The 25,694-nt window shown below is 67.8% G+C and carries 20 protein-coding genes; 7 read left to right on the top strand and 13 right to left on the bottom strand.

Annotation, left to right across the window (positions count from 1 at the left end; genetic code table 11):
• Positions 1-81: 81 nt before the first annotated feature.
• The 3 genes from OEJ37_RS08855 (at position 82) to OEJ37_RS08845 (ending at position 5,765) form a co-directional block, all read left to right on the top strand.
• Entirely contained in the window at positions 82-1,602 is a 1,521-nt protein-coding gene (locus OEJ37_RS08855; protein WP_263344038.1) for a sensor domain-containing diguanylate cyclase, read from the top strand.
• Positions 1,603-2,030: 428 nt separating this feature from the next.
• Complete coding sequence (locus OEJ37_RS08850) at positions 2,031-3,617, top strand: methyl-accepting chemotaxis protein (protein WP_263344160.1); 1,587 nt, start codon at positions 2,031-2,033, stop codon at positions 3,615-3,617.
• Between the two features lie 189 nt (positions 3,618-3,806).
• A complete protein-coding gene (locus OEJ37_RS08845; protein ID WP_263344036.1) occupies positions 3,807-5,765 on the top strand; it encodes a phosphatase PAP2 family protein in 1,959 nt (652 codons plus the stop codon).
• A gap of 135 nt (positions 5,766-5,900) precedes the next feature.
• On the opposite strand, the gene OEJ37_RS08840 is transcribed toward OEJ37_RS08845, so the two are convergent.
• From OEJ37_RS08840 to xylA, 6 genes are all read right to left on the bottom strand, one after another.
• Entirely contained in the window at positions 5,901-6,230 is a 330-nt protein-coding gene (locus OEJ37_RS08840; protein ID WP_263344035.1) for a hypothetical protein, read from the bottom strand.
• A 35-nt stretch (positions 6,231-6,265) separates the two neighbouring features.
• Complete coding sequence (locus OEJ37_RS08835) at positions 6,266-7,468, bottom strand: sugar ABC transporter permease (protein ID WP_174417144.1); 1,203 nt, start codon at positions 7,466-7,468, stop codon at positions 6,266-6,268.
• Complete coding sequence (gene xylG / locus OEJ37_RS08830) at positions 7,465-9,024, bottom strand: D-xylose ABC transporter ATP-binding protein (RefSeq protein ID WP_263344034.1); 1,560 nt, start codon at positions 9,022-9,024, stop codon at positions 7,465-7,467. The genes OEJ37_RS08835 and xylG overlap by 4 nt, the downstream gene beginning before the upstream one ends.
• Positions 9,025-9,084: 60 nt before the next feature.
• Complete coding sequence (gene xylF / locus OEJ37_RS08825) at positions 9,085-10,113, bottom strand: D-xylose ABC transporter substrate-binding protein (protein ID WP_263344033.1); 1,029 nt, start codon at positions 10,111-10,113, stop codon at positions 9,085-9,087.
• 93 nt (positions 10,114-10,206) lie between these two features.
• Positions 10,207-11,697, bottom strand: coding sequence for a xylulokinase (gene xylB, locus OEJ37_RS08820; RefSeq protein WP_263344032.1), 1,491 nt, complete (start codon positions 11,695-11,697; stop codon positions 10,207-10,209).
• A gap of 4 nt (positions 11,698-11,701) precedes the next feature.
• Positions 11,702-13,024, bottom strand: a complete 1,323-nt coding sequence (gene xylA, locus OEJ37_RS08815) for a xylose isomerase (RefSeq protein WP_263344031.1) — start codon at positions 13,022-13,024, stop codon at positions 11,702-11,704.
• A 264-nt stretch (positions 13,025-13,288) separates the two neighbouring features.
• Here xylA and OEJ37_RS08810 point away from each other — a divergent pair, with 264 nt between their 5' ends.
• Both OEJ37_RS08810 and OEJ37_RS08805 read left to right on the top strand, forming a co-directional pair.
• Positions 13,289-14,482, top strand: coding sequence for a XylR family transcriptional regulator (locus tag OEJ37_RS08810; RefSeq protein WP_263344030.1), 1,194 nt, complete (start codon positions 13,289-13,291; stop codon positions 14,480-14,482).
• Between the two features lie 27 nt (positions 14,483-14,509).
• Positions 14,510-15,598: an aldose epimerase family protein gene (locus tag OEJ37_RS08805; RefSeq protein ID WP_263344029.1), complete on the top strand. Its 1,089-nt coding sequence runs from the start codon at positions 14,510-14,512 to the stop codon at positions 15,596-15,598.
• A gap of 109 nt (positions 15,599-15,707) precedes the next feature.
• Here the strand turns inward: OEJ37_RS08805 and yjfF are convergent, their stop codons facing one another.
• The 7 genes from yjfF to OEJ37_RS08770 form a co-directional block, all read right to left on the bottom strand.
• Entirely contained in the window at positions 15,708-16,796 is a 1,089-nt protein-coding gene (gene yjfF / locus OEJ37_RS08800) for a galactofuranose ABC transporter, permease protein YjfF (protein WP_175919987.1), read from the bottom strand.
• Entirely contained in the window at positions 16,793-17,833 is a 1,041-nt protein-coding gene (locus tag OEJ37_RS08795) for an ABC transporter permease (RefSeq protein WP_263344028.1), read from the bottom strand. The genes yjfF and OEJ37_RS08795 overlap by 4 nt, the downstream gene beginning before the upstream one ends.
• The gene (locus OEJ37_RS08790) at positions 17,830-19,344 is read right to left on the bottom strand and encodes a sugar ABC transporter ATP-binding protein (protein WP_263344027.1); all 1,515 of its coding nucleotides are present in this window, start codon (positions 19,342-19,344) and stop codon (positions 17,830-17,832) included. Before OEJ37_RS08790 ends, OEJ37_RS08795 begins: the two co-directional genes overlap by 4 nt.
• A gap of 61 nt (positions 19,345-19,405) precedes the next feature.
• On the bottom strand, positions 19,406-20,368 hold the full coding sequence (locus OEJ37_RS08785) for an ABC transporter substrate-binding protein (RefSeq protein ID WP_174417154.1): 963 nt from the start codon (positions 20,366-20,368) through the stop codon (positions 19,406-19,408).
• 603 nt (positions 20,369-20,971) lie between these two features.
• Positions 20,972-21,820 carry a pirin family protein gene (locus OEJ37_RS08780; protein ID WP_263344025.1) on the bottom strand — a complete coding sequence of 283 codons (849 nt, stop codon included), beginning with the start codon at positions 21,818-21,820 and terminating at the stop codon, positions 20,972-20,974.
• Between the two features lie 100 nt (positions 21,821-21,920).
• On the bottom strand, positions 21,921-22,526 hold the full coding sequence (locus OEJ37_RS08775; protein WP_174417156.1) for an FMN-dependent NADH-azoreductase: 606 nt from the start codon (positions 22,524-22,526) through the stop codon (positions 21,921-21,923).
• Positions 22,527-22,545: 19 nt separating this feature from the next.
• Positions 22,546-23,124, bottom strand: coding sequence for a YceI family protein (locus OEJ37_RS08770; RefSeq protein WP_175919982.1), 579 nt, complete (start codon positions 23,122-23,124; stop codon positions 22,546-22,548).
• A gap of 118 nt (positions 23,125-23,242) precedes the next feature.
• On the opposite strand from OEJ37_RS08770, the gene OEJ37_RS08765 reads away from it, so the two are divergent.
• Positions 23,243-24,166 (top strand): LysR family transcriptional regulator, encoded by a 924-nt coding sequence (locus OEJ37_RS08765; protein WP_174417158.1) that lies wholly within the window; start codon positions 23,243-23,245, stop codon positions 24,164-24,166.
• A 130-nt stretch (positions 24,167-24,296) separates the two neighbouring features.
• A complete protein-coding gene (locus tag OEJ37_RS08760) occupies positions 24,297-25,685 on the top strand; it encodes an MFS transporter (protein WP_263344022.1) in 1,389 nt (462 codons plus the stop codon).
• The last annotated feature ends 9 nt before the right edge of the window (positions 25,686-25,694 follow it).

The following is a 25,694-nucleotide window of genomic DNA, read 5'->3' as shown; positions in this document are numbered from 1 at the left end:
CGATTTCCTCGCTGACCTGCCGTTAACCCGGATTTCAGCGCGCCACGGTCATCGCACCGGGCATTGCCTACGAGCGCTAGCATGTCCGCATCCACTTCCATCGAGAAAATCGCCGACTGGGCGGGACGAAACCATCTTGTCGTCGGCGCACTCGGCACACTGATGTCGCTCGCCGCGTTGAGCATCAGCGCGATGACGCTGTGGGCCACGAGAAGCGGAGTCGTCGAGCACGCGCACGAGACCTCGCGCAACGTCGCCGCCGTGCTGGTCAGCGAGATCGCGCGGACCGTCGAAACGTCCAACAACGCGCTGATCGCGCTCGCCTCCAATCTCGGCAAGCCGGAGGTCGGGCACATGGACGCCGGGCTGCGCCACGATCTGCTGTTCCAGCGCGCGGCCGCGCAATACGTGACCGGCATGGGCGTGACGGACCGAAACGGCCGCGTGATCGACGGGTGTTGCGGCCCGACTCACCGTTGGGATTTCAGCGATCGCGACTACTTCAAGGTCCATCGCGATTCGGCGGACGTCGGCCTTTACGTATCGGAGGCGTATCGCGCGCGCTCGCGCAACGGCAAGGAGTCCATCGCGCTGTCCCGGCGCATCGAAGGTCCGGACCACGCGTTCAACGGGATCGCGATCGTCGCCATCGACATCGCCTACTTCGATCAGTTGCTTGCCCGACTGAACGTCGGGCCGAACGGCATCAGCGCGATCCTGCGCTCGGACGGCACCATCCTGGCCAGAAATCCGCCGCTGAGCGAGCACCAGATGCTCCGCCTGCGCAGTTCGAAGGCCTTCAATCGCATGCTGACCCAGGAATCGGGATTCTATGCAGCCTACTCGCGCATCGACGGAACCTTGCGGCTCTATACGTTCCAGCGGGTGCCCGGTACACCGCTGATTGCCGTCGTCGCGCCCGCCGAGCGCGACGTGCTGGCCAGCTTCACGCGCATGTCATGGTCGGTCGGCGTGTCGGCATCGTTCATCTGCGCGCTCTTCTGCGCGGTCGTCTGGCTGCTCGCATTCGCGCTGCGGGACAATCTTCGCAAGCAGACGTTGCTGACCGATCTCACCCGCACCGATCCGCTGACGGGCCTGCACAACCGCCGTGCGCTCGACGTCGCGCTGGCCGACGAATGGAAGCGGCTCCAGCGCAGCAACGACGGCAGCCTGTCCGTGCTGTTCATCGATGCCGACCACTTCAAGCAGTACAACGACAGATACGGGCATGCGCAGGGTGACACGGCACTGAGATTCCTGGCCGAATGCATCCGGACTCACACGCGGCGGCGCGCCGACATCGCCGCGCGCTACGGCGGCGAAGAGTTCGTCGCGGTGCTGCCGGACACGGATGAAAGCGGCGCCGCGAAGGTCGCCGAGGCCATTCGCGCGGACGTGGAACGCAACCAGCTCGCCGGATTCGCCGAGTCGGTTCCCGCTTTCACCGTCAGCATCGGATACGCAACCGGGCATCGCGCACGCCCGACGTCCGTCGACGCGCTTACGCATCAAGCGGACCTCGCGTTGTATACGGCGAAGCGCCACGGTAGAAACCGCGTGTGCCGCGGCGACACGGGATCGCTTGTGCATCCGGTTTAGGGGGCGTTGCGGTCGACTGCGGCCGCCCTTTTCCTTCCGGCATTCGTCTCGCCCTGCAACGCAGCACACCGATCGCCGGCCGCGCGATCGTGCCACCGCATCGTTCGCCGGCTCCGGCGACCCGGCAGCTTCGCTGCCTGGAAAGTGACACGCCTGCCGTTGCAGGCTGTCGAGCCCGCATCGATCGGCAACCTCATGGCCATCCGAACGGATAGTGAAAATTTCGTGACAGCGCCGATTCCGAAATAACGCACTCCATAACATCTGAGGTAAAAACCTCTCCGAATAACGCCCCGAACAGCGCGTTCTTGACCATTTCGAAGTTTCTCGCCCCGCAAACGATTGCGTTCTTCAAGCACTCTAAATACTTTTTTAACCAATCCGATAATAAGGAACGCTACCCACCATCTACGCAAGGGATCCAGAAGATGCATAGCAAACAGCTTACGGTTCGCACCAAACTCACTCTTACATTCGGCCTTCTGGCATGTGTGGTGCTGCTCGTTTCGTTCCTCGGCGTCGTATCGCTCAGCAACGCGAACGCGGTGTTCGCGAATTACGTGAATGGCATCAACGCTCGCGCGGAACTGGCCGCCAAGGTACGCGTCGCCGTCGATCGGCGAGCCATCGCGGCTCGCAACCTGGTGCTCGTGACAACGCCACGCGACCTGGAGATCGAGAAGGAAGCAGCGCTGCAGGCCGACCGCGATGTCAGCGCACGGCTCGCCGCACTCAAGAGCGCCGTGGGTGAAGGCACCGACGCAACCGACAAGGCGCGCGAGCTGGTGCGGCAAATCGACCAGATCGAGACCAGGTACGGCCCGGTGGCACGGGCCATCGTCGACGCCGCGCTGAACAACCGGCGCGATCAGGCCATCACGATGATGAACGAACAATGCCGCCCGCTTCTGGCGCAACTGGTCGACGCATCGCAGGCCTATATCGTCTACACGCGCGAACGCGCCGTGCAGATGGTGAAAGACTCGGAAGACAGCTACGCGTCCCGGCGGGCGCTGCTCATCTTCATCTGCATCGCCTCCGTCGCGGGCGCGGTGGCGGCGGGCATCTTCATCGTGCGAGGGCTGACCCGTTCGCTCGGCACGGAGCCTGCCACGCTCAGCGACATCGCGCAGCGCATCGCCAGCGGCGACCTCGCCGCCGGGTCCGCCACCGTCGACGCGCCGCGCGGCAGCGTGCTCGCTTCCATGCGCGAAATGCAGGCCAATCTGGTGCGCGTGATTTCGCAGGTCCGCATTGCGTCCGGCAACGTCGCGACAGGCGCGAGCGAAATCGCGTCCGGCAACCAGGATCTGTCGTCGCGCACGGAACAGCAGGCCGCGTCGCTGCAGGAGACCGCATCCAGCATGGAAGAATTGACGTCCACCGTGCGACTGAACGCCGACAATGCGCAGCAGGCAAGCTCGCTGGCCAATAACGCGTCGGAAATCGCGCAGCGCGGCAGCACCGCGGTCGGCCTGGTGGTCGAAACGATGACGGACATCAGCGACAGCTCGACGAAAATCGCCGAGATCACCGGGATGATCGAAGGGATCGCGTTCCAGACGAACATCCTCGCGCTCAACGCGGCCGTGGAAGCGGCACGTGCGGGCGAACAAGGCCGCGGCTTCGCGGTCGTCGCCAGCGAAGTGAGAAGTCTCGCGCAACGTTCGTCGACCGCCGCGAAGGAAATCCGGCAACTGATCACGCAATCGGTCCAGAAGATCCAGGACGGCTCGCGTCTCGCGCACAATGCGGGCGACACGATGGACCAGGTGACGCAGGCGGTGGCGCGCGTGACGGACATCATGGGCGAGATCGCGGCGGCATCGAGCGAGCAGAGCCGCGGCATCGAGCAGGTCAACCTGGCCATCACGCAAATGGATGAAGTCACGCAACAGAATGCGGCGCTCGTCGAAGAGGCCGCCGCCGCATCGAAGTCGCTCGAGGAACAGGGAAATCAGCTTTCCGAGTCGGTATCCCTGTTCCGGCTGGAGGCGAGCACATCGCACGCGTAGCCACGTCGCACCACTACCGACATCCATATTGCTTTCGATATCCGTCCCGTTTAGGAAAACAGACTAAACATCATCACCCGAAAGCGGGACACTCTCGATCGCGCCGAATGACGTGAAACGGCTTCGTAACCGTCGCGTCACGCTCGGCCACCACAATGCTCCGTCTTCTACCCTCAGGATGGAGTTTGCATGCTTGCGTCACCGAGCCGTCTCCCGCTGCACGTCGCAGCGCTGTCGACCGCGATCCTACTGGCTGCCTGCGGCGGCGGCGACGATGTCGTCGCGACGAGCTCGACGAACGCCGCGGTCCCGGCACCGCCGGCCGGCCCCGGCTTCGTCGACAGCGCGCCCGTTCCGAGCGTGCCCGCGTTCGTCGACAACGTCGCGACCAACCAGCGCGGCGACGCTCGTTATGCAACGCTGTCGACCAACGCCGCCGTGCGCGTGGTGAGCCGCTTCCTCGACCTGTGGCAGCCGTCGACGATGCTCGTCGATGCGGGCGTGACCGCGCCGGCCAACGGCGCGTTTCCGGCCATCTCGCCTTCCACCTGCACGGGGCTGCCCGGCAACGGCACGCCGTGCGGCACGAGCCTGAACGACGCGGTGCTGTCGGCGAACGTGCAATACGTGGTCAATGCGACCACCGCGCGCACGCCGCAGCAAGCCGACGCCGCCTACTACGACGACCGGCGCGGCAAGGGCTACAGCGTGACCGACGGCATGGGGCCGCTCACCGCGGCATGGCGCACCGCGGCCCAGCAGACGACCAGCATCACCAGCGTGCCGGCCGACGCCACGACCGTGCTGTACAACGACACCGGCAACAACGTCGGCGTGGGCAGCAGCGGCAACGCGAATTTCGGGAAAGTCGTCGACCTGCTCAACGAAATGGGCAACAACGCGTCGACCGAACCCGCCAAGCGCTTCTACAAGTATGCGCGGCCGTATCGCTGGAGCTCGAGCGTCGTCGTCGCGCCCACGCTCGTACCCGCGGAAAGCACGACGCCGGCGACCGACGGCGGCTTCATCAGCGGCCACCAGGCCGAAGCGATGCGCGACGCGGTGACGATGGCGTGGCTCGTGCCCGAGCGCTTCCAGGAAATGGTCGGCCGCGGCCTCGAGCTCGGCGAGAACCGGATCCTCGCCGGCATGCACTCGCCGCTCGACGTGATCGGCGGCCGCATGCTCGCGCTGGCCGTCAGCGCGGCCAATCTCGCCGCCTACGCGAGCGACGCGCAGGCCGCGTACGGCCAGGCGCATCAGACGCTGCAGCAGCTCACCGGCACCACCGATGCGACCTTCGCGGCATTCGCGCGCTCGGGCACGACGGCGGCCGACCGGTTCGCCGACTACGCGACGAACCAGGCGGCGTTCACGCGCCGCATGACGTACGGCTTCGGCGCGATCGACGCGACCGGCGCGCCGCCGGTCGTGCCGAAGGGCGCGGAGATCCTGCTGCAGACGCGCTTCCCGTACCTGGGCGCCGACCAGCGGCGCGTCGTGCTGAAGACCACCGAACTGCCGTCCGGCTACCCGGTGATGGACGATGCGGAAGGCTGGGGCCGGCTGAACCTGTTCGCCGCCGCCGACGGCTACGGCGCGTTCAACGGCAACGTGACCGTCGCGATGGACGCGTCGAAGGGCGGCCTCAACGCCGCCGACCTGTGGCGCAACGACATCGCGGGCGCCGGCAAGCTGACGCTGCAAGGCACCGGCACGCTGACGCTGGCGGGCAACAACAGCTATACGGGCGGCACGCAGGTCAGCGGCGGCACGCTCGCCGCCGCTTCCACGACGGCGTTCGGCAACGGCGACGTGTATGTCGGTTCCGGCGGTGGCATCCGGATCGCGGCCGGCGCGCCCGTCACGATCGCGACCCGCTACACGCAACTCGACAACACGGCGCTCGAACTCGACATCGACGGCAACGGCGGCGGACGCCTGCGTGTGGGCGGCGCGTTCACCGTCGCGGGCGGCACGCTGCACGTGAAGTTCGTGAACGGTTATGCACCGAAAGCCGGCGACACCATCGCGCTGATCGACGCGGCAGCAGGCGCCGCGAAGTTCTCGACGGTGACGGTCGACGGCTTCAAGGCGACGCCGGTCTATACGGCGACGGGTGTGTCGATCACGCTGTCGGCGTCATAACCGGCGCAGGCATCGATCCACGTCCACGCCGACGTGCAAACCGGTCAGGCCGGAGGTAATCACGCGAGAGGGGAAAAACGGTAACGTTCGCGCGCGATTGGCCCGACAACGGCGCCCGCCACGCCCCCCCGCGCGTCAGCCTGCACCGACGGGGGCCGCCTCGCGCATCGCGTTGCCGCATCGCTCCGCGCGCTCGACGACACGCGCCAGCCGAATGATGTCGGTCAGCGCGAAATCGTTCGCGTCGGGCCTCGGCTGGTTGCGCTCGTCCGCGATGCGCATCGCGAATGCGAGCGCTTCGGAGCGCTCGCGCAGCAGCAAGCGCAGCGCATCCGCGATGACGCGGCGGTCGCGCGGATCGCCCAGGCCGAGCACCGGTGCGTGGCCGTGTTCGACGTCCGGCTTCGCGAGCGGCGCGGCCGCCGGCGCCGAGATACCGGGCATGGGAACCGGGTTCCGTTTCATGTCGTCCTCTCGTTGACCGGCGGCCGAGCGCCGCCTCACCGCCGGTTCGAGCGCGACACCACGTCGATCCACACCGCCAGCACCAGCACCGCGCCCTTGACGATCATCTGCCAGTACGCGTCGACGTCCAGCATCGACATGCCGTTGTCGAGGCTCGCCATCACGAGCGCGCCGATCAGCGCACCGTAGACGGTGCCCGACCCGCCGCGCATCGACGTGCCGCCGATGAAGCACGCGGCGATCGCGTCGAGTTCGCCCATCGAGCCCGCGGACGGCGAGCCGGCCGCGAGCCGCGCGGTGTTCACAATGCCGGCGAACGCGCACATCAGCCCCATCAGTGCGAAGATCGCGAGCTTCACGCGATCGGTATCGACGCCCGACAGCCGCGTCGCCTCGAGATTCGAGCCGACCGCGTAGATGCGCCGGCCGAACACGGTCTGCGTCGCGATCCACGAGAAGATGCCGAGCAGCGCGAGCAGCAGCAGCACCGGCACCGGAATGCCGCCGTAGCGGTCGAGCGTCGCGACGAACGCGAACAGCACTGCGCCCGCGCCCGCGATCTTCACGACGTCCTGCCACAGCGGCGCGACCGCGAGCCGGTAGCGGCGCCGCGTGCCGCGCTGCCGCACGACCAGCAGCACGACGAGCGCGAACAGCAGTAGCGCGAGGCCGTCCCCCGCCACGCGCGGCAGATAGCCCTGCCCGAGGAACACGAAACCGTCCGACACCGGCGCGATCGTCGAGCCGCCCGTCACGCCGAGCAGGATCCCGCGAAACGCGAGCATCCCGCCCAGCCCGACGATGAACGACGGTACGCGCCGGTAGGTCGACCACCAGCCGTTGAAGAGCCCGATCAGCACGCCGAGCGCGAGCACGGCCGGCACCGTCGCGGCGACCGGCCAGTGGCGGTTCACGTCGAGGATCGCCGCAACGCCGCCGAGCAACCCGAGCAGCGAACCGACCGACAGGTCGATCTCGCCCGCGATGATCACGAAGACCATCCCGCACGCGAGCATGCCGGTGATCGACATCTGCCGCAGCAGGTTCGACACGTTGCGCGGCGTGACGAACGCGCCGTCGGTCAACACCGAGAAGAACGCCCAGATCGCGACGACCGCGAACAGCAGCGCCAGGATCTTGTAGCGCACGAAGACCTGGCGAAGCGGACGGCCAGTCGAGCGGCCGCGCGCTTCGGCATCCGGCGCCGCCGGCGTAGAGGAGGAAAGTTCGGAATTCATGTCGCACTCGTTGCGGTGGGTTCGGTCGGACGCCGCGCGGGCTTCAGCGCGGCGCCGAGGATCTGTTCCTGCGTGAGGCCGTCGTTGACGAAATCGCCGCGCAATTCGCCTTCGCCGATCACCAGCACGCGGTCGGCGAGCCCGAGCACCTCGGGCATTTCCGACGACACGACGATCAGCGCGACGCCGCGCTTCGCGAGCGCGAACACGAGCCGGTAGATCTCGGCCTTCGCGCCCACGTCGACGCCGCGCGTCGGCTCGTCGAGAATCAGCACCTGCGGCTCGGCCAGCAGCATCTTGGCGAGCACGGCCTTCTGCTGGTTGCCGCCGGACAGGCTGGAGATCGGCAGGAACGGGTGCGCGGCGCGCACCGACAGCCGCTGCATCTCGGTGCGGATCGCGTCCAGCTCGGCGGCCGCGTCGATCCGCCCGCGCGCCGCGAAGCGTCGCAGCACCGCCAGCGTGATGTTGTGGCCGACGCCGAGCTGCGGCACGATGCCGTGGCGCTTGCGATCCTCGGGCACCATCGCGATGCCGGCGCGGATCGCGTCGGCGGGCGAGCGGATCGTGAGCGGCCGGCCGTCCATCAGCACGGTCGCCGTGCACGCCCCCGGATACGCGCCGAAGATCGCCTGCATCAGCTCGGTGCGGCCCGCGCCGACGAGCCCGGCGACGCCGAGGATCTCGCCGCGCCGCACGCTGAACGACACGTCGTCCACCCGCTTGCGGCGCGCGTTCGTCACGTCGCGGCAGGTCACGTTGCGCGCTTCCAGCACGACGTCGCCAATCTCGTGCGGCTCGCGCGGATACAGGTCGCGGATCTCGCGACCGACCATCATCGCGATGATCCGGTCAGTCGTCAGCGCGCGCATCGGCTCGGTCGCGACGTGACGGCCGTCGCGGATCACGGTCACCGTGTCGCACACGGCCTCGACCTCGTCGAGCTTGTGCGAGATATACACGCACGCGACGCCGCGGCGCTTCAGGTCGCGCACGATGTCGAGCAGGATACGCGTTTCGGAAGCACTCAGCGACGACGAAGGCTCGTCGAGGATCAGCAGCTTCGCGCGCTTGTTCAGCGCCTTCGCGATCTCGATCAGCTGCTGGTGGCCGCCGCCGTAGTTCATCACCGGCTGCGCGACGTTGATCGAGTCGATCCGCAATTCGTGCAGCAGCTCCTCGGCACGCTGGACCATCGCCGCGTAGTGCATGCGCCCGCCCGGCAACGTGATCTCGTTGCCGAGGAAGATGTTCTCGGCCACCGACAGTTCGGGCACGAGCATCAGTTCCTGGTGGATGATCACGATGCCCGCGCGCTCGGTGTCGCGCACGCCGGACGCGACGAGCGGCGCGCCTTCCCAGCGGATCTCGCCGTCCCACGTGCCGTGCGGATAGACGCCCGACAGCACCTTCATCAGCGTCGATTTGCCCGCGCCGTTCTCGCCGCACAACCCCACGCACTCGCCCGGCCGCACCATCAGGTCGATGCCGTCGAGCGCCTTTACTCCGTCGAAATCCTTGACGATGCCGCGCATCGTCAGCAAGGGTTCGGTCATTCGCTCATGCCTCGCAGTATGCGCGCGGACGCACCGGTGGGCCGTCCGCGCGCCGCGCCGTTACTGGCTCGCCAGCTGCGCCTGGGTATAGAAGCCGTCCTTCACGACGACGTCGACGTTGCGCTTGGTCAGCAGCGTCGGCTGCAGCAGCACCGTGTCGACCTTCTTCTTGCCGTTGTCGTATTGCGCGTTGAACGCGGGCTTCGTGCCCTTCGCGAGATCCACCGCGAGCTTCGCCGCTTCGCTCGCGATCAGCTTGAGCGGCTTGTAGACGGTCATCGTCTGCGTGCCGGCGATCACGCGCTTGACCGCCGCGAGGTCCGCATCCTGCCCGGACACCGGCACCTTGCCGGCCAGATGCTGCGCGGCGAGCGCCTGGATCGCGCCGCCCGCGGTACCGTCGTTCGACGCGACGATCGCGTCGATCTTGTTGTTGTTCGCGGTCAGTGCATCCTCGACGATCCGCAGCGCGGTCGACGCGCTCCACTCAGGCACCCACTGTTGGCCGACGACCTTGATGTCGCCGCGATCGATCGCCGGCTTCAGCACCTTCAGTTGTCCTTCGCGCAGCATCTTCGCGTTGTTGTCGGTCGGCGCGCCGCCGAGCAGGAAATAGTTGCCCTTCGGCTTCGCGTCGTAGACACCCTGCGCCTGCAGCTCGCCCACCTTCTGGTTGTCGAACGAGATGTACGCATCGACGTCGGCGTCGAGAATCAGCCGGTCGTACGACACCACCTTGATGCCCGCCTTGCGCGCTTCGGCGACGACGTTGCCGAGCGTCTTCGAATTGAACGGCACGATCACGATCACGTCCACGCCGCGCGAGATCAGGTTCTCGATCTGCGAGATCTGCCGCGCCTCGCTCGCGTCCGCGGACTGCACGGACACCTTCGCGCCGAGCTGCGTGGCGGCGGCCACGAAATAGTCGCGGTCGCGCGACCAGCGCTCGACGCGCAGGTCGTCGATGCAGAAGCCGATCTCCGGCTTGTCCTTGCTCGCATGCGCGAGCGGCGCGCCAAGCGTGAGAGCCGCCAACGTGGCGGCGCCTGCCAGCGCACTCAATACGGTACGACGCGTTACGGATTTCATGTCTCCAACTCCTCTCTTTATTGGACAACCCCACGAACGCCGGGTGGCCGCCGAAACGCGCCGCCCTTTGTCTGGCCACTACACGGCGCGGCGTTATGCGGTATGACCCGCGCCTGCCGAAAACACCGGTTCGAGCGCGCGATACAGCGCGCGAAACGTCGGCCGCCGCGCGTCGCGATACCACGCGTGGCGCGCCATGTCGGGCTCGCGCACGGCCACCACCGGCGGCTGCGGGCACACCGCGTCGAGCGGCGCATCCGGTTCGAGCGCGAGATGCGCGAGCCGCGCGGCGCCGAGCGCCGGGCCGACCTCGCCGCCCGCGCGCAATGTCAGCGCGCGGCCGCTCAGGTCGGCGAGCATCTGCGTCCAGTACGCACTGCGCGAGCCGCCGCCGATCACCGTGATGCCGTCGGGCGCGAGCCCGGCCGCATGCAGCGCGTCGATCCCGTCGAGCAGCGCGAAGCCGACACCCTCGAGCGTCGCGTTCGCGAGATCCGCGCGCTGCGTGTCGGGCGTCAGCCCGTAGAACACGCCCTTCGCATTCACGTCGTTGTGCGGCGTGCGCTCGCCGCTCAGATAAGGCAGGAACCACGGGCGCTCCGCGCGCGCGTTCGCCTCGGCGTCGGCGAGCAGAGCGGCCACGCCGTCGTAGCCGGCCAGCTGCGCGGTGAAATCGATGCAGCCGGCCGCATTCAGCATCACCGACATCAGGTGCCAGGTATGCGGCAATGCATGACAGAAGCTGTGGACCGCCGATTCCGGATTCGCGCGAAAACCGTCCGACACCGCGAAATAAACACCCGACGTGCCGAGCGACAGCAGCGCGTCGCCGGGCCGCACGATGCCGACGCCCACCGCGCCGGCCGCGTTGTCCCCGCCGCCCGCGACCACCGGAATCTCGCGCAGCCCCAGCGTGCGTGCGATTGCCGGCAGCAGCGTGCCGGTGATGCGGTTGCCCTCGAACACGGCGGGCATCTGGTCGCGCGACAGCCCGCACGCGGCGAGCAGCGTGTCGTCGTAGTCGCGCTTCGCGACATCGAGCCACAGCGTGCCGGCGGCATCCGAGGGATCGGTCGCGAACGCACCGGTCAGCCGGTAGCGCAGATAATCCTTCGGCAACAGCACGTGCGCGATTCGCGCGAACACGTCCGGCTCGTGACGGCGCACCCACAGCAGCTTCGGCGCGGTGAAGCCCGGCATCGCGAGGTTGCCGGCGACGGTGCGCAGCGTTGGCGCCAGCCGCTCGAGTTCCGCGCACTCGGCATCCGCGCGGCCGTCGTTCCACAGGATCGCGGGGCGCAGCACGTCGCCGTGCGCATCGAGCAGCGTCGCACCGTGCATCTGCCCGGTCAGGCCGAGCGCGTCGATGTCATGCGGATCGATGCCGGCCGCACGCGCGTCGGCGACGAGCGCCGCCAGCGCGCCGCATGCCGCGTCCCACCAGTCGAGCGGCGCCTGTTCGGACCAGCGCGGCCGCGGCCGGCTCACCGACAGCGGCCGGCTCGCGCTGGCCCGCACCGCACCGTCGCGGTCGAGCAGCACGGCCTTCACGCCCGACGTGCCAAGATCGAGTCCGATGTACATGGCGTCAGCGCAGCCCGTAGATCGCCTGGTTCACGATGTTCTCGAGCCGTTCCTGCGCGCCGCTCGCATGCCGCGGGTTCACGCCGCGCGCGAGCGCATCGGCGGCGAGCGACTCCAGCGTGTAGCCGCCCGACAGGATCTCGCGGCCGAACGCGCTGTCCCACTGCGCGTAGCGCTGCCGGCGCAGCGCGTCGAGCCGGTCGTTGCCGACCAGCACGGCCGCGCGCTCGACGGCCAGCGCAAGCACGTCGATCGCGCCGACATGGCCATAGAACAGGTCTTCCGGATCGACGCTCTGGCGCCGCACCTTCGCGTCGAAGTTCATGCCGCCGGTGGTAAAGCCGCCGTGGCGCAGGATCTCGTAGAACGCGAGCGTCAGTTCCTCCACGCTGTTCGGGAACTGGTCGGTGTCCCAACCGTTCTGCGCATCGCCGCGATTCGCGTCGACGCTGCCGAACACGCCGAGCGCGAACGCGTTCGCGATCTCGTGATGGAACGAGTGACCGGCGAGCGTCGCATGGTTCGCCTCGATATTTACGCGGATCTCGTTCTGCAATCCGTATTGCGTGAGGAAACCGTGCACCGTCGCGACGTCGTAGTCGTACTGGTGCTTCGTCGGCTCCTGCGGCTTGGGCTCGATCAGCAGCGCCCCTTTGAAGCCGATCCGGTGCTTGTGCTCGACGACCATCGACAGGAAGCGGGCGAACTGCTCACGCTCGCGCACGAGATCGGTATTGAGCAGCGTCTCGTACCCTTCGCGCCCGCCCCACAGCACGTAGTTCTCGCCGCCGAGCCGATGCGTCGCGTCGAGCGCATGGCGCACCTGGGTGGCCGCCCACGCGAACACGTCGGGGTTCGGGTTGGTCGCCGCGCCCGCCGCGAAGCGCGGATGCGAGAACAGGTTCGCGGTGCCCCACAGCAGCCGGACGCCCGTCGCCTGCTGACGCTCGCCCAGGTAGTCGGTCATCCGCGCGAAGTTCTCGACGTACGCGTGCAGGCTGTCACCTTCCGGCGACACGTCGGTGTCGTGGAACGTGTAGAACGGCGTGCCGAGCTTCGTGAAGAACTCGAATGCCGCATCCGCCTTCTGGCGCGCGCGCTCGAGCGGGTCGCCCGGCTGCTGCCATGGCCGCTGGAACGCGCCCTGGCCGAAGATGTCGTGGCCCGGCCACACGAACGTGTGCCAGTAGCACACCGCGATCCGCAGGTGCTCCTCGAGCGTCTTGCCGAGCACCAGCTTCGTGCGGTCGTAATAGCGGTATGCAAGCGGATTGTCCGACTGCGGGCCTTCGTAGCGAATCGCGGGAATATGTTCGAAATACGACATGGCGTCTCCGTCCGGTTTCTTGTTGCAGTGCGGCGTGCATCGCGTTGGCGTGCGGGCCGAATTCGATCTGGCTGGATCGTGCCCGCGCGCCCCGTCGCCCGCAATTGCGAAATTGCGCAGCACGCTTAACGTTTCTTGCCAGCGCGCTGCGCACGGCACGCGTTCCGTCCTACAATCGCCGGACACCAGACAGCCGCGCGGCTTTGCCCGCGCGCCCGGAGACAACGGCGCGACGCCCCGGACGGCGCGCGCCTCGAGACCGAGATGAACCGCGCCCCTTCCACTCAGACGCCGCACCGCATCGCGCTGCTGTTCAACGCCAACAAGGTCTACGACCGCGAGATCATCAGCGGCATCGGCCAGTACCTGCGCTCGACGCGCGTGGTATGGGACCTGTTCCTCGAAGACGATTTCCGCTGCCGGCTCGCCGGCATCGAGCGCTTCGACGGCGACGGCATCATCGCGGACTTCGACGATCCGGCCGTCGCCGCCGCGCTCGCCGGCTCGCCGCTGCCGATCGTCGCGCTCGGTTCGTCGTACGAAGATCCGGCGCAGTATCCGGACGGCGTGCCGTATATCGCGACCGACAACGCAAAGCTCGTGTCGCTCGCGTACACGCACCTGATCGGCGCCGGGCTGCCGCACTTCGCGATGTACAGCCTGCCCGTCGCGCAGCAGAACCGCTGGGCGCAGCAGCGCGAGCTCGCGTTCGACGGCCTCGCGCGCGCGGACGGCGTCGACGCGCCGATCTACCGCGGGCTGTCGACCAGCGCGTCGGGCTGGAACCACGCGATCGAGCAGTTGATCGGGTGGCTGCACGCACTGCCGAAGCCCGTCGGCGTGATCGCGGTGACCGACGCGCGCGCGCGGCACCTGCTGCAGGCGTGCCTGATCGCGGGCCTCGCGGTACCGGAACAGGTCGCGATCATCGGCATCGACAACGACCCGCTCACACGCACGCTCACGCGCATTCCGCTGTCGTCGGTCATCCAGGGCACCGAGGAAATGGGCCGCACGGCCGCGCACCTGCTGCACCAGATGCTGGGCGGCGCGCGTTTTCCGGACCGGCGGATTCTCGTGCCGCCCGTCGGGATCAACGTGCTCGAATCGACCCGCCACCAGCCGCTCGCGAGCCCGCACGTGATGCGCGCCCGCCACTTCATTCGCCAGTACGCGTGCCAGGGCATCAAGACCGAGCAGGTCGCCGACTACGTCGGCGTGTCGCGCTCGCTGCTCGAAGAGCACTTCCGGCGCGAACTGCAGCGCACCGTGCACCAGGAAATCCTGCGCCACAAGCTCGAAGCGGCGCAGGCGCTGCTCGCCGGCCGGCAGGCGTCGAGCGCCGAGGTCGCGATCCGCTGCGGGTTCACGTCGCTCCAGTACATGTACGCGGTGTTCCGGCGCGAGCTGGGCTGCACGCCGCGCGAATACCAGGAACGCGCGATCGCCGCGCACTGAAGCCCGCCGTTCACATCGAATCATCCTATGCATATCGAAACCGAATCCCCCCGCCCGACGCCCGGCGTCGCACGCGTTCACGCCGAGCCGTGGGACACGCTGCCCGACGGCGACACGGTGCGGCGCTATACGCTCCGCAACACGCACGGCATGCGCGTCGTCGTCAGCGACCTTGGCGCGACCGTCGTGTCGTGGCTCGCGCCCGACCGCACCGGACGCTTCGCCGATATCGTGCTTGCGCACGACACGCCTGCCGAGTACGTCGAATCGGGCGCCTACCTCGGCGCGACGGTCGGCCGCTGGGCGAACCGGATCGCCGGCGCGCGCTTCACGCTCGACGGCGTCGACTACCTGCTCGATCGCAACGAGAACGGCAATCTGCTGCACGGCGGCGCGAGCGGCTTTCACCGCCAGCGCTGGGAAGTCGTCGACGACTGCGGCGGGCTGACGCTGCGGCTCGATTCGCCGGAAGGCGACGCGGGTTTTCCGGGCAACGTGAGCGTGCAGGTTCGTTATGCGCTCGACGACGACGGCACGCTGACGATCGACTACACCGGCGTCACCGACGCACCCACGCCGCTCAACCTCACGAATCACAGCTATTTCAACCTCAGCGGCCGCGCGGGCAGCGACGTGCGCGGCCATGTGCTGACCATCGACGCCGACGCGTTCCTCGAGGTCGACGACGCGCTGATCCCGACCGGCACCGCTGACGTGACCGGCACCGCTTTCGATTTCCGGCAGAGCGCGCCGCTCGGCGCGCGCCTCGATTGGCCGCATGCGCAACTTGCAAGGGCGCGCGGCTTCGATCACTGCTTCGCGCTGCGCGACGGCGCGCGCGCGGTCAGGCCCGTCGCCGGCATCTACGATCCGGAAAGCGGCCGCGAATTGATCGTGTCGACCGATCAGCGCGGCCTCCAGCTCTATACCGGCAACTATCTGGACGGCTTGCGCGTGAGGGGCGGCACGCGGTGCGCGCAACACGCCGCGCTGTGCGTCGAAGCCGGCGGCTTTCCGGATCAGGTCAACATGGCCGACCTGCGCGACGACGTCATCCTTCATCCGGGTGCCGTCTATCGTCAAACGACCCTGTACCGGGTGGCCGTTCGCGCGTAACGTGCGCGCCGGCCGCCTTCGACAGGCACCGGCGGCCAGGCATCAACCACGTCGTGCGTGCCGCTGCCCCGTTGCCCGTCACGGCGCGGCGCGCGATCCACTACGCGCACTACACGCGCCGCATCGTCGACACCAGCGCCGCGTCCTCGCCGGGCTCGGCCGGCCGCGCGTGCGCGGTGTCGCGCTTCGGCTGCTGCGCGCCCAGCCCCGTACCGCCCGTGCGCCGCCGCGTTGCGTGCCGCTCGATGACCCGCTGCAGCACGCAGAACACGCACAGCAGCGCGCCGATCACGATCCGCGTCCACCACGAGCTCAACGTGCCGTCGAACGTGATCAGCACCTGGATCGTACCGAGGATACCGACGCCGAATACCGAGCCGATCACGTAGCCCACGCCGCCCGTGAGCAGCGTGCCGCCGATCACGGTCGCGGCGATCGCGTCGAGTTCCATCCCCTGCGCCTGCAGCCCGTAGCCCGACAGCACGTACAACGTGAACACCACGCCGCCGAGTGACGAACACAGCCCGCTCAGCGCATAGACGCCGATTTTCGTGCGCGCGACCGGCAGCCCCATCAGCAGCGCCGAGCGTTCGTTGCCGCCGATCGCGTACACGTTGCGGCCGAAACGCGTGAAATGCGCGACGTAGATCGCGACGGCCAGCGTCACGAGCGCGATCAGCGCACCCGCGCTCAGCGTGCCGCCGCCGACCGGCACGCTGATGCCCGCGATCGCATGGAACGTCGGTTCGTTGATCGTGATCGACTGCGTCGTGATCAGGAAGCACGCGCCGCGCGCGAGAAACATCCCGGCCAGCGTGACGATGAACGGCTGCAGCCGGAAATAATGGATCAGCGCACCCATCGCCGCGCCGTACAGCGCGCCGAACGCGAGCACCAGCGGCACGATCACCCACACGGGCCAGTGCAGCCGCTCGGCGCCGACCGCGCAGAAGATCGTCGTCAGCGCAACGACAGAGCCGACCGACAGGTCGATGCCGCCCGACACGATCACGAACGTCATGCCGATCGCGACGATCAGCAGGAACGCGTTGTCGACGAGCAAGCCGGTGAGCACCTGCATCGAGAAAAATCCCGTGTACATCACGGATCCGAAGCCGAACAGCGCGGCGAACAGCACGATCGTCACGACGATCGGCAGCGTGCGCGGGTCGGCGAGCCGGCCAAGGAATCGGGTCATCGGGGCGTGGCTCCAGAGGTGGTGCGCGAACGCGCGGAAGGCAGCAGCCGCGACGCGTGCCGGACCACGAGCGCGCGCGCCGCGTCCGACTGGATCAGCGTCACGACGATCACGACGACCGCCTTGACGACCAGCGTCGCCTCCGGCGGCACGCCGATCGAATAGGTCGTGTAGGTCAGCGTCTGGATGATCAGCGCGCCGAGCACGGAGCCGGCGAGGCTGAAGCGGCCGCCGAGCAGCGACGTGCCGCCGAGCGTCACCGCGAGGATCGCGTCGAGCTCGAGCAGCAGCCCCGCGTTGTTGCCGTCGGCGCTGCGCACGTTGGAACTCGCGAGGATACCCGCGACCGCCGACATCACGCCGGAACACAGGTACACGCCGAACACGACCGCGCCCGAGCGCAGCCCGACGAGCCGCGTGGCGACCGGGTTCACGCCGATCGCGCGAATGAACAGCCCGAGCGCCGTGCGGTTCACCAGCAGCGCGGTCGCGGCGATCGTCGCGACCGCGATCCACACCGAGCACGGCACCGTCGCCAGATAACCGCCGCCGAGCGCGAGGTAGCCGGGCGCGCCGATCGGAATGATCTGGCCGCCCGTCAGCAGTTGAGCGACGCCGCGGCCGGCCACCATCAGGATCAGCGTCGCGATGATCGGCTGCATCCCGACGAACGCGACGAGCAGGCCGTTCCACGCGCCCGCGAGCAACCCGACGCCGAGCGCGGCGGCCAGCGCCGTGCCGACCCGCGACGGCTCGGCTTCGAGCACGATCGCCGCGGCCGCGCCGGCGATCGCGACGATCGCGCCGACGGAAATGTCGATCCCGCGCGTCGCGATCACGAGCGTCATCCCGAGCGACACGATCACGAGCGGCGCCGCGCGGTTCAGGATGTCGATCGGCGCGCCGAACAGGTGGCCGTCGAGCAGCGCGATCGACAGGAAGCCCGGACGATGCGCGACGTCGAGCGCGAACAACAGCGCAAGCGTCAGCACCGGCCACGCAAGCGGATGACGAAACAGCGTGCGCACACGCATCATGACTGGCCTCCCGCGATCAGCCGGTAAACCTGCTCCTCGGACGCGTCGGCGCCGGTCAGTTCGGCGACCTTGCGCCGGTCGCGCAGCACCGCGATCCGGTGGCTCACGCGCACCACTTCGCCGATCTCCGACGAGATGAACAGGATCGCGAGCCCGGTCGCGCACAGCGCGAGCACGCGCTCCATGATGTCGAACTTCGCGGCGACGTCGATGCCGCGCGTCGGCTCGTCGAGGATCAGCAGCTTCGGGTCCGTCGCGAGCCAGCGCGCGAGCAGCACCTTCTGCTGGTTGCCGCCCGACAGCAGCCCGATCGGCTGCTCCGCGTCGCGCGCCTTGATGCCGAGCCGCGCGATATACGTATCGGCGATCTCGCGCTGACGCGCGCGCCCGATCAGCCGCCACCAGCCGCGCCGCGCCTGCAGCGCGAGGACGATGTTCTCGCGGATCGACAGCGCGGCGACGATGCCCTCCTTCTTGCGGTCTTCCGGGCAATACGCGATCCCGTGCCGGACCGCATCGTGCGGCGAAGCCAGCCGCTTGCGCGCGCCGTCGATCTCGATCGCACCGGTGTCGGTGCGTTCCGCGGCGAATGCGAGCTGCGCGGTTTCGGTGCGCCCCGAGCCGAGCAGCCCGGCCAGACCGACGATTTCGCCGGGCCGCACGTCGAGATCGAGCGGGCTCATCATCCCGCGCCGGCCGACCTGCCGCATCGACAGGAACGGCGCGGCCGCGCCGGCCGCGCGCTCGACCGCGGCGGCGCCCGCCTGCAGCATGTCGGACATCCGTTCGCGGCCGGTCATCTTCGCGACCAGCACGTCGACCGGCAGGTCGCGCGCCAGGTACTCGCCTTCGCGCTCGCCGTTGCGCATCACGGTGATCCGGTCGGACACCGCATAGGTCTGCTCAAGGAAATGCGTGACGAACAGGATCGCGATGCCCGACGCCTTCAGCCGGCGCAGCACGTCGAACAGCCGCGCGACCTCGCCGTCGTCGAGGCTCGACGTCGGCTCGTCGAGAATCAGCACGCGCGCATCGACGGAAACGGCGCGCGCGATCGCGACCATCTGCTGCACCGCGATCGGATACGCGTCGAGCGAGCGCGTGACGTCGAGCGACAGGTCGAGTTCGGCCAGCGCGGCGCGCGCCCGCGCATGGATCGAGTTCCAGTCGATCGCGCCGCGCCGCATCGGCTGCCGGCCCGCGAAGATGTTCTCGGCGACCGACAGGTTCGCGCACAGGTTCACTTCCTGATAGAGCGTCTGGATCCCGGCCGCCTCGGCCTCGCGCGGTGCGGCGAAGCGCACCGGCTCGCCGCCGACGCGAATCTCGCCCGCGTCGTGCGCATGCACGCCGGTGAGCACGTTGATCAGCGTCGACTTGCCCGCGCCGTTCTGGCCCATCAGCGCGTGGATCTCGCCCGGAAACAGCCGGAAGTTCACGCGCTGCAGCGCGCTGACGCCCGGAAACGACTTGTCGATGCCGATCATCTCGACCACCGGCGGACTCGTCATGAACCCTCCCTCGAAGCGGTCGCCGGCGGCGGCCGCCGCGCCGCCGCCCGTGCGGACCATGTCAGTATTTGCGAGTCGGCAGCACCTGCGCCGCGACGCTCATCGGGAACACCGTCTCGTTCGTCACGATGCGCTTGGGCAGCGGCTTGCCGGCGACGACGTCCTTCACCGCGCTCATCAGCTGCGGGCCGAGCAGCGGGCTGCATTCGACGTCGACGTTGATCTTGCCGGCGACCATCGCCTGGAAGCCGCCCTTCGTCGCATCGAACGACACGACGGCCACGTCCTTGCCGGGCTTGATCCCGGCCTCTTCCATCGCCTGGATCGCGCCGAGCGCCATGTCGTCGTTGTGCGCGTAGACGACGTTGATCTGCTTGCCGTAGGTCTTCGCGAACGCTTCCATCACCTGCTTGCCGCCGGCGAGCGTGAAGTCGCCGCTCTGCGACGCGATCACCTTGAATTTCGGATTGCTTTTGATCACTTCGAGCAGGCCCGCGCGGCGATCGTTGGCCGGTGCAGAACCGACCGTGCCCTGCAGCTCGACGATGTTGATCGGGCCCGCGTCGTTCTTGTAACGCTCTTCCATCCAGTGGCCCGCGCGCCGCCCTTCCTCGAGGAAGTCCGAGCCGATCATCGTCACGTACAGCGACGGATCCTTCACGTCGATCCCGCGATCGGTCAGGATCACCGGGATGTGCGCGGCCTTCGCTTCGGTCAGCACCGGCTCCCAGCCTGATTCGACGACCGGCGAGAACGCGATCACGTCGACCTTCTGCGCGATGAACGAGCGGATCGCGCGGATCTGGTTCTCCTGCTTCTGCTGCGCGTCCGAGAATTTCAGGTTGATGCCGGCGTCTTTCGCCGCGCCCTTCACCGACACGGTGTTCGCGGTGCGCCACGCGCTTTCCGCGCCGACCTGCGAGAACCCGAGCGTGATCGGCTTTTGCTGCGCGAATGCGCCGGGCGCGAGTACCGTCGCCGCGGCGACGATCGCACCGGCCGCCAGCTTCCTGATGAATGTCATGGTCCGTCTCCGATGATGTCGTTGTATGCCGCGGCGCTGTTCTGTTTCTGCTTGGCGCGCGCGGTTCAGGGCTGTGCCTGCCGGCCCGGTATGTATGCCCCGGATTAGTCTAGGAACAAGTCCGATAACCTTCCAATGAAATCTTGGATTGAAGCGATATCGGAATCGGCATACGTATAAACACCTAAGCGCGCGGGGGCGCCTGGAGCGGCAGCGGAGGGCGAGCCGGGTCAATTCGAATGCGTGAAAGCCGGCGCATTCCGGCAATGCGCCGGTCGCGCCAGGATTCCGTGGGCGGAATGCCGGAAGGCAGCAGCGGAAAGGAAAACGCCGGTTTGCTTCAGATCGAAGCGGCGGACGACGCAACGCCGGGTACCGGCGCAGGCATGCGGGCCCGCATGAACACACCAGCCAGCACCGACGCCGCTACTGCGGCCCCGGCGCCCAACAGGAACGCGAGGTGGTAGCCGCCGACGTGTCGATCGCGCCCGCCCCCAGGCCGATCGGCACCATGACGGGCAGCATGTCCGTCATGAATCGTCTCCTGTCGCTTGCCACGCGGTTCGGGGCCACGCGGCGGATATCCGCTTGCGCGCTTTCCGATCAGCGCAACACGCCCTTGGCGCGCAGTTCGCGGCCGATGCGCACGATTTCGCGCTCGCCTTCCACCAGCGCCGCGGCGCTCGTGTGCACCGAGTAGTGGCCCAGATGGAGATCGTGCGGATGCGGGATGGCCGTACCGACCACGAAGCGCACATTGGTCACCGCGTCGAATTCGATCGCAGCGTCGGACGGGTCGAAGACGACCAGTTCGCCCTGGCCGACCGGGTCCGGCGTACGCAGGCGGCCGTCCATCACGGCGGTCCAGCCGACCCGGTAGCCCTGCGGCGGCCGGCAGGTCCAGCGCTCGCCGGCCTTCAGTTGCACGACGACGTAGTTGATGCCCGGCGGCGCATCGATCGGGCTGACCGCGTCGCCGCTGCGGCCGAGCAGCACGCGCGCCGGGCCGTCCGACGGAATGTCGTCGATCGACAGGTGCTGGCTGAACGCGGGCGCCAGCTCGCGCCCGGGCGGCAACGCGACCCACAACTGGAACGCCTTGACCGGCGGCGCGACGGAACCCGTATGCCAGACGCCGCGCCCCGCGCTCATCCATTCGATGTCGCCCGCCTCCATCGTGCCTTCGTGACCGGTGGATTCGGCGTAGGTGCCGCGTCCATCGATCGCGAGCGTCAGCGTGGCGATACCCGAATGCGGATGCCAGCCGAAGGCCGGCTGCCCCAACGGCGCTTGCGTATCGATCAGGTCGAGGAAGACGAACGGCTTGATCATCTCGCCGACGTCGGACGGGCTTGCCATCCGGACGACCGGCCCGTGCGCGTGGCCGCGCGTACGGAAGATGACTTGACGACCGGCGACGGCGGTCTGCAAAACGGGATCGACGGCATTCATCGGGTGTGCTCCAGCGTATCGAGGTGCGACAGGCGGCGTGGCCGGGTCAGCAGTCCGCGTCGGTTTGTGCGCAATTGAGAAAGCAAGCCGGCAAACACCTTCAGGCCGCGAGCGCAGCCGCCGCTTCCTTCGCCGATGCGATGGCGCCGCTGCGCATGTCCTGCCCCATCGCCACGCCTTCCGCGCGAATGAACGTGATGTCCGTGACGCCGAGGAAGCCGAACGCCGCTTTCAGATAGGTTTCCTGATGATCGAACGCGGCCACGGGCGACCCTTCGCTGTACACGCCGCCGCGCGACGACGCGACGACCAGCTTCTTGCCGACGCACAATCCGACCGGCCCGTTCTCGCCGTAGCGAAACGTCTTGCCGGCGACGGAGATGCGGTCGATCCACGCCTTCAGCTGCGACGCGATGCCGAAGTTGTACATCGGTGCGCCGACGACCACGATGTCGGCCGCGAGAAATTCGTCGAGCGCGCGCTGGCCGATCTCGACGTCCGCCTTCAGCGCGTCGTCGATCGGCGCGCCTTGCGCGGCGGCCAGGTGTTCGGCCGTCAGATGGCCGATCGGCGTCGCGGCGAGATCGAGGCGCGTCACCGTGAGGCCGGGGTCGCGGCCGCGGAAGGTCGCGACGGCCTCCGCCGACAGTTCACGGCTGACCGAGCCTTGGCCGAGGATGCTGGAATCGATATGCAGCAGTTTCATGAGGGTTCTCCGAATGGGGTTACTGCTTGAGGGCTTCGGCCGTAATCAGCAGGCGGGTCTTCATGCTGAAGCCATACGCCTTGCCGAAATCGACGCCGAACTCGCTGCGATCGAACTCGCCCACCGCGTCTACGCCGCACACTTCGCGCTTGAGCATCGGATGCGGCATGCACTTGAACGAATCGATCTTCAGCGTCAGCGGCCGGGTCACGCCATGCATCGTGAGATTGCCGACGACCGTCGCCGGCCTGTCGCCGTTGAACGTGATCGCACCCTTGTAGGTCGCTTCCGGGAACTTCGACGCGTCGAAGAACTGGTTCGATTGCAAGTCCTGGTCGAGCTTCGTGCTGCCCGTATGAACCGACGCAATGGCGGTCGTCACTTCGACGGTGCCGGTTTTTGCCGCGCGGTCGAGCGTCACGGTGCCGCCCGATTTGTCGAACTTGCCGCGCCAGACCGACAGGCCGCCGATGTGGTCGGCCTCGAAACTCGGGTACGTATGGTCCGGATCGAGCTGGTACGTCGATGCGGCCGCGAACGCGGAAAACGACAACGATGCGGCGAGTGCGCCTGCTGCGATCGTCAGATGCTGGTTCAATTCAATCTCCTTGAGACGTCAGGTGTTCGTCTGTAGCGTGAGACGAGTATGGAGACTGAAGCCGCTTTACACTAGACGGATAAATAGGATTTGATTAATCCATTTTTGGAGGAATCCGATGCTCGATCTGAATGATCTCGCGCTGTTCGTCCAGGTCGTCCGCGCCGGCAGCTTCTCGGAGGCCGCGCGGCGCCTGCGCATGCCGGCCAATACGCTGAGCCGGCGCATCGATCAGTTCGAAGCGCAACTCGGCACGCGCCTGCTGCATCGCTCGACCCGCAAGCTCGCGCCGAGCACCGAAGGCCAGGCGCTGTTCGAGCGCTATGCGCCGGCGCTCGACCGGCTCTTCGAGATCGAGCGGCTGCATGCGGACGGGCAGGCGCCGTCCGGCACGGTCCGCGTGACCGCGATGGCCGGCCTGTTCGAATTTTTCCGGCTGGAATGGCTGGCCGAGTTCTATGCGCGCTATCCGCAGATCAGCATCGACTTCCTGCTCGACGACACGCCGTCCGACCTGATCGGCGAGCGCATCGACCTGGCCCTGCGGATGGGGATCGAGACCGGCGGCAGCTTCCGCGTGCGCCGGATTGCGCCGGGCACCATGATCCTCGCGGCAAGCCCCGCCTACCTCGAACGGCGCGCCGCGCCGCGCACGCCGCGCGATCTGGCCGACCACGATTGCCTGACGGTGTCCAGCCGTCAGGGGCGCAGCATGTGGCGCCTGCAGGGGCCGCGCGGCACCCAGGAAATCTCGATCGACAGCCGCTTCTCGGTCAACGACATGCGCGTGGTGGTACAGGCCTGCATCGCCGGGCTCGGGATCGCACTGCTGCCGCAGTTGCTCGCCGAACCGGCGATCGAGCAGGGAAAACTGGTGCGCGTGCTGCCTTCCTATCGACGTTCGAGCACCGGCCTCGGGCTGCAGCTCGTCTATACGAGCCGCCCGCCGTTGCCGCCCGCGGTGTCGGTGTTCGCCGAGTTTCTGCTGGAAAAACTGGGTAACGGAATGCCCGGGCAGCCGAAGGGCGATGCCGATCGATAACGTTTCCTTGTCGCGGTGAACGGAATTTCTTGTTGGACGCGGAATTTCGGCGATCGAACACTGCGGTGCACCGCGTCGGGTATCGACCGACGCAATACAAGGGCCCGGTGCCCCATCGCAGGAGACAGCCATGCTGGCATCAGGAAGATCCATCAATGTCCGGGAATTCATCGACGAGCGCGCGGTCAGCCCGTTTCAGTGGCTGGTCGGCGTCCTGACGTTCATCGTGATCTCGCTGGACGGCTGGGATACCGTCATCATCGGCTTCGTCGTGCCGGAACTCATCAAGGAATGGGGCGTCACCAAGAACGCGCTGGCGCCGGTGCTCAGCGCCGCGTTGTTCGGCCTTGCGGCGGGCGCGCTGCTCGGCGGACCGATCGCCGACCGGTTCGGGCGCAAGCGCGTGCTGGTCGCCAGCGTGCTGATCATCGGCGTCGGGACCCTGGCCACCGCGCACGCAACCTCGCTCGGGACGATGTTGCCCATCCGGTTCGTCACCGGGCTCGGCCTGGGTGCAGTGATGCCGAACGTCGTGACCCTGTGGTCCGAGTACGTGCCGGAACGTCGGCGCTCGTTCCTCGTAACCATCGTGTACAGCGGGTTCACGGTGGGCGCCGCACTGTGCGGCTTCATCGCGGCCTGGATCATTCCGGGCTACGGATGGCGCACGCTGCTCACGGTGGGTGGCGCGCTGGCCGTGGCGTGCGTGCCGCTTCTCATGCTCTGGCTGCCCGAATCGGCAGCTTTCCTGACAGTCCAGAACAAGCGCCCCGAACTGATTGCGAAGATTCTTTCCGCGATCGGCCGCACGCGCGTGCCCGCCGATACGCGATTCTTCCTGCCGGCCCAGCCCAAGGTGAAAGGCGGCGCGATCGGCACCATCCTGTCGAAGCGCTACATCGCCGGCACGGTCCTCATCTGGCTGTGCTATTTCGTCGGGCTGTTCGTCACCTACCTGCTTTACAACTGGCTGCCGACAATGGCGAAAGAGGCCGGCTATACGAGTGCCCAGGGCGCCATCATGGTCGGCTTCCTGAACTGGGGCGGCACGCTGGGCTCGATCGCGATCGGCTGGCTGATGGATCGCTTCGATCGCTACCGGACGATCGCCGCGAGCTTTTGCCTGGCGGCCGTGTCGCTCTGGGCCGTGCATGGCATGCAGTCGACGTTTGGGGCGTTGCAGGTCCTCGCATTCGCTTGGGGGTGGTTCGTTCCCGGCACGAACACCGGGATGAACGCGTTGACCGCGCGCTTCTACCCGACCGTGGCGCGCTCCACCGGCCTGAGCTGGATGCATGCGTTCGGGCGGCTTGGCGCCATCGGCAGCGCGTTTGCCGGCGCGGCGATCCTGAGCGCGGGACTGGGGCTCGGCCAAATTCTCCCGATCATGGCGGTTGCGCCGCTGACGGGTGCGGTGGCCGTGCTCGTCATCGCCGGGCTCGTGAAGCGGTGGGCGCTTGCCGACGAATCGGCGGCGGTGGCTGCGCCTTCGGCAACCGAAGTTTCGCCGAATACTTGACGACTGCCT

Origin of the sequence: Burkholderia sp. BKH01, assembly GCF_025685725.1 — a bacterium.
In the GTDB taxonomy this organism is placed as follows: Bacteria; Pseudomonadota; Gammaproteobacteria; order Burkholderiales; family Burkholderiaceae; genus Burkholderia; species Burkholderia pyrrocinia_C.
Note: the sequence above shows the minus strand (reverse complement) of the source record. Positions and strands in the feature narration are given on the sequence as shown.

What these genes read in the sequence shown, in the direction of transcription:
- OEJ37_RS08855 (WP_263344038.1), top strand. Translation starts at nt 82, where the DNA reads ATGTCCGCATCCACTTCCATCGAGAAAATCGCCGACTGGGCGGGACGA.
- OEJ37_RS08850 (WP_263344160.1), top strand. Translation starts at nt 2,031, where the DNA reads ATGCATAGCAAACAGCTTACGGTTCGCACCAAACTCACTCTTACATTC.
- OEJ37_RS08845 (WP_263344036.1), top strand. Translation starts at nt 3,807, where the DNA reads ATGCTTGCGTCACCGAGCCGTCTCCCGCTGCACGTCGCAGCGCTGTCG.
- OEJ37_RS08840 (WP_263344035.1), bottom strand. Translation starts at nt 6,230, where the DNA reads ATGAAACGGAACCCGGTTCCCATGCCCGGTATCTCGGCGCCGGCGGCC.
- OEJ37_RS08835 (WP_174417144.1), bottom strand. Translation starts at nt 7,468, where the DNA reads ATGAATTCCGAACTTTCCTCCTCTACGCCGGCGGCGCCGGATGCCGAA.
- xylG (WP_263344034.1), bottom strand. Translation starts at nt 9,024, where the DNA reads ATGACCGAACCCTTGCTGACGATGCGCGGCATCGTCAAGGATTTCGAC.
- xylF (WP_263344033.1), bottom strand. Translation starts at nt 10,113, where the DNA reads ATGAAATCCGTAACGCGTCGTACCGTATTGAGTGCGCTGGCAGGCGCC.
- xylB (WP_263344032.1), bottom strand. Translation starts at nt 11,697, where the DNA reads ATGTACATCGGACTCGATCTTGGCACGTCGGGCGTGAAGGCCGTGCTG.
- xylA (WP_263344031.1), bottom strand. Translation starts at nt 13,024, where the DNA reads ATGTCGTATTTCGAACATATTCCCGCGATTCGCTACGAAGGCCCGCAG.
- OEJ37_RS08810 (WP_263344030.1), top strand. Translation starts at nt 13,289, where the DNA reads ATGAACCGCGCCCCTTCCACTCAGACGCCGCACCGCATCGCGCTGCTG.
- OEJ37_RS08805 (WP_263344029.1), top strand. Translation starts at nt 14,510, where the DNA reads ATGCATATCGAAACCGAATCCCCCCGCCCGACGCCCGGCGTCGCACGC.
- yjfF (WP_175919987.1), bottom strand. Translation starts at nt 16,796, where the DNA reads ATGACCCGATTCCTTGGCCGGCTCGCCGACCCGCGCACGCTGCCGATC.
- OEJ37_RS08795 (WP_263344028.1), bottom strand. Translation starts at nt 17,833, where the DNA reads ATGATGCGTGTGCGCACGCTGTTTCGTCATCCGCTTGCGTGGCCGGTG.
- OEJ37_RS08790 (WP_263344027.1), bottom strand. Translation starts at nt 19,344, where the DNA reads ATGACGAGTCCGCCGGTGGTCGAGATGATCGGCATCGACAAGTCGTTT.
- OEJ37_RS08785 (WP_174417154.1), bottom strand. Translation starts at nt 20,368, where the DNA reads ATGACATTCATCAGGAAGCTGGCGGCCGGTGCGATCGTCGCCGCGGCG.
- OEJ37_RS08780 (WP_263344025.1), bottom strand. Translation starts at nt 21,820, where the DNA reads ATGAATGCCGTCGATCCCGTTTTGCAGACCGCCGTCGCCGGTCGTCAA.
- OEJ37_RS08775 (WP_174417156.1), bottom strand. Translation starts at nt 22,526, where the DNA reads ATGAAACTGCTGCATATCGATTCCAGCATCCTCGGCCAAGGCTCGGTC.
- OEJ37_RS08765 (WP_174417158.1), top strand. Translation starts at nt 23,243, where the DNA reads ATGCTCGATCTGAATGATCTCGCGCTGTTCGTCCAGGTCGTCCGCGCC.
- OEJ37_RS08760 (WP_263344022.1), top strand. Translation starts at nt 24,297, where the DNA reads ATGCTGGCATCAGGAAGATCCATCAATGTCCGGGAATTCATCGACGAG.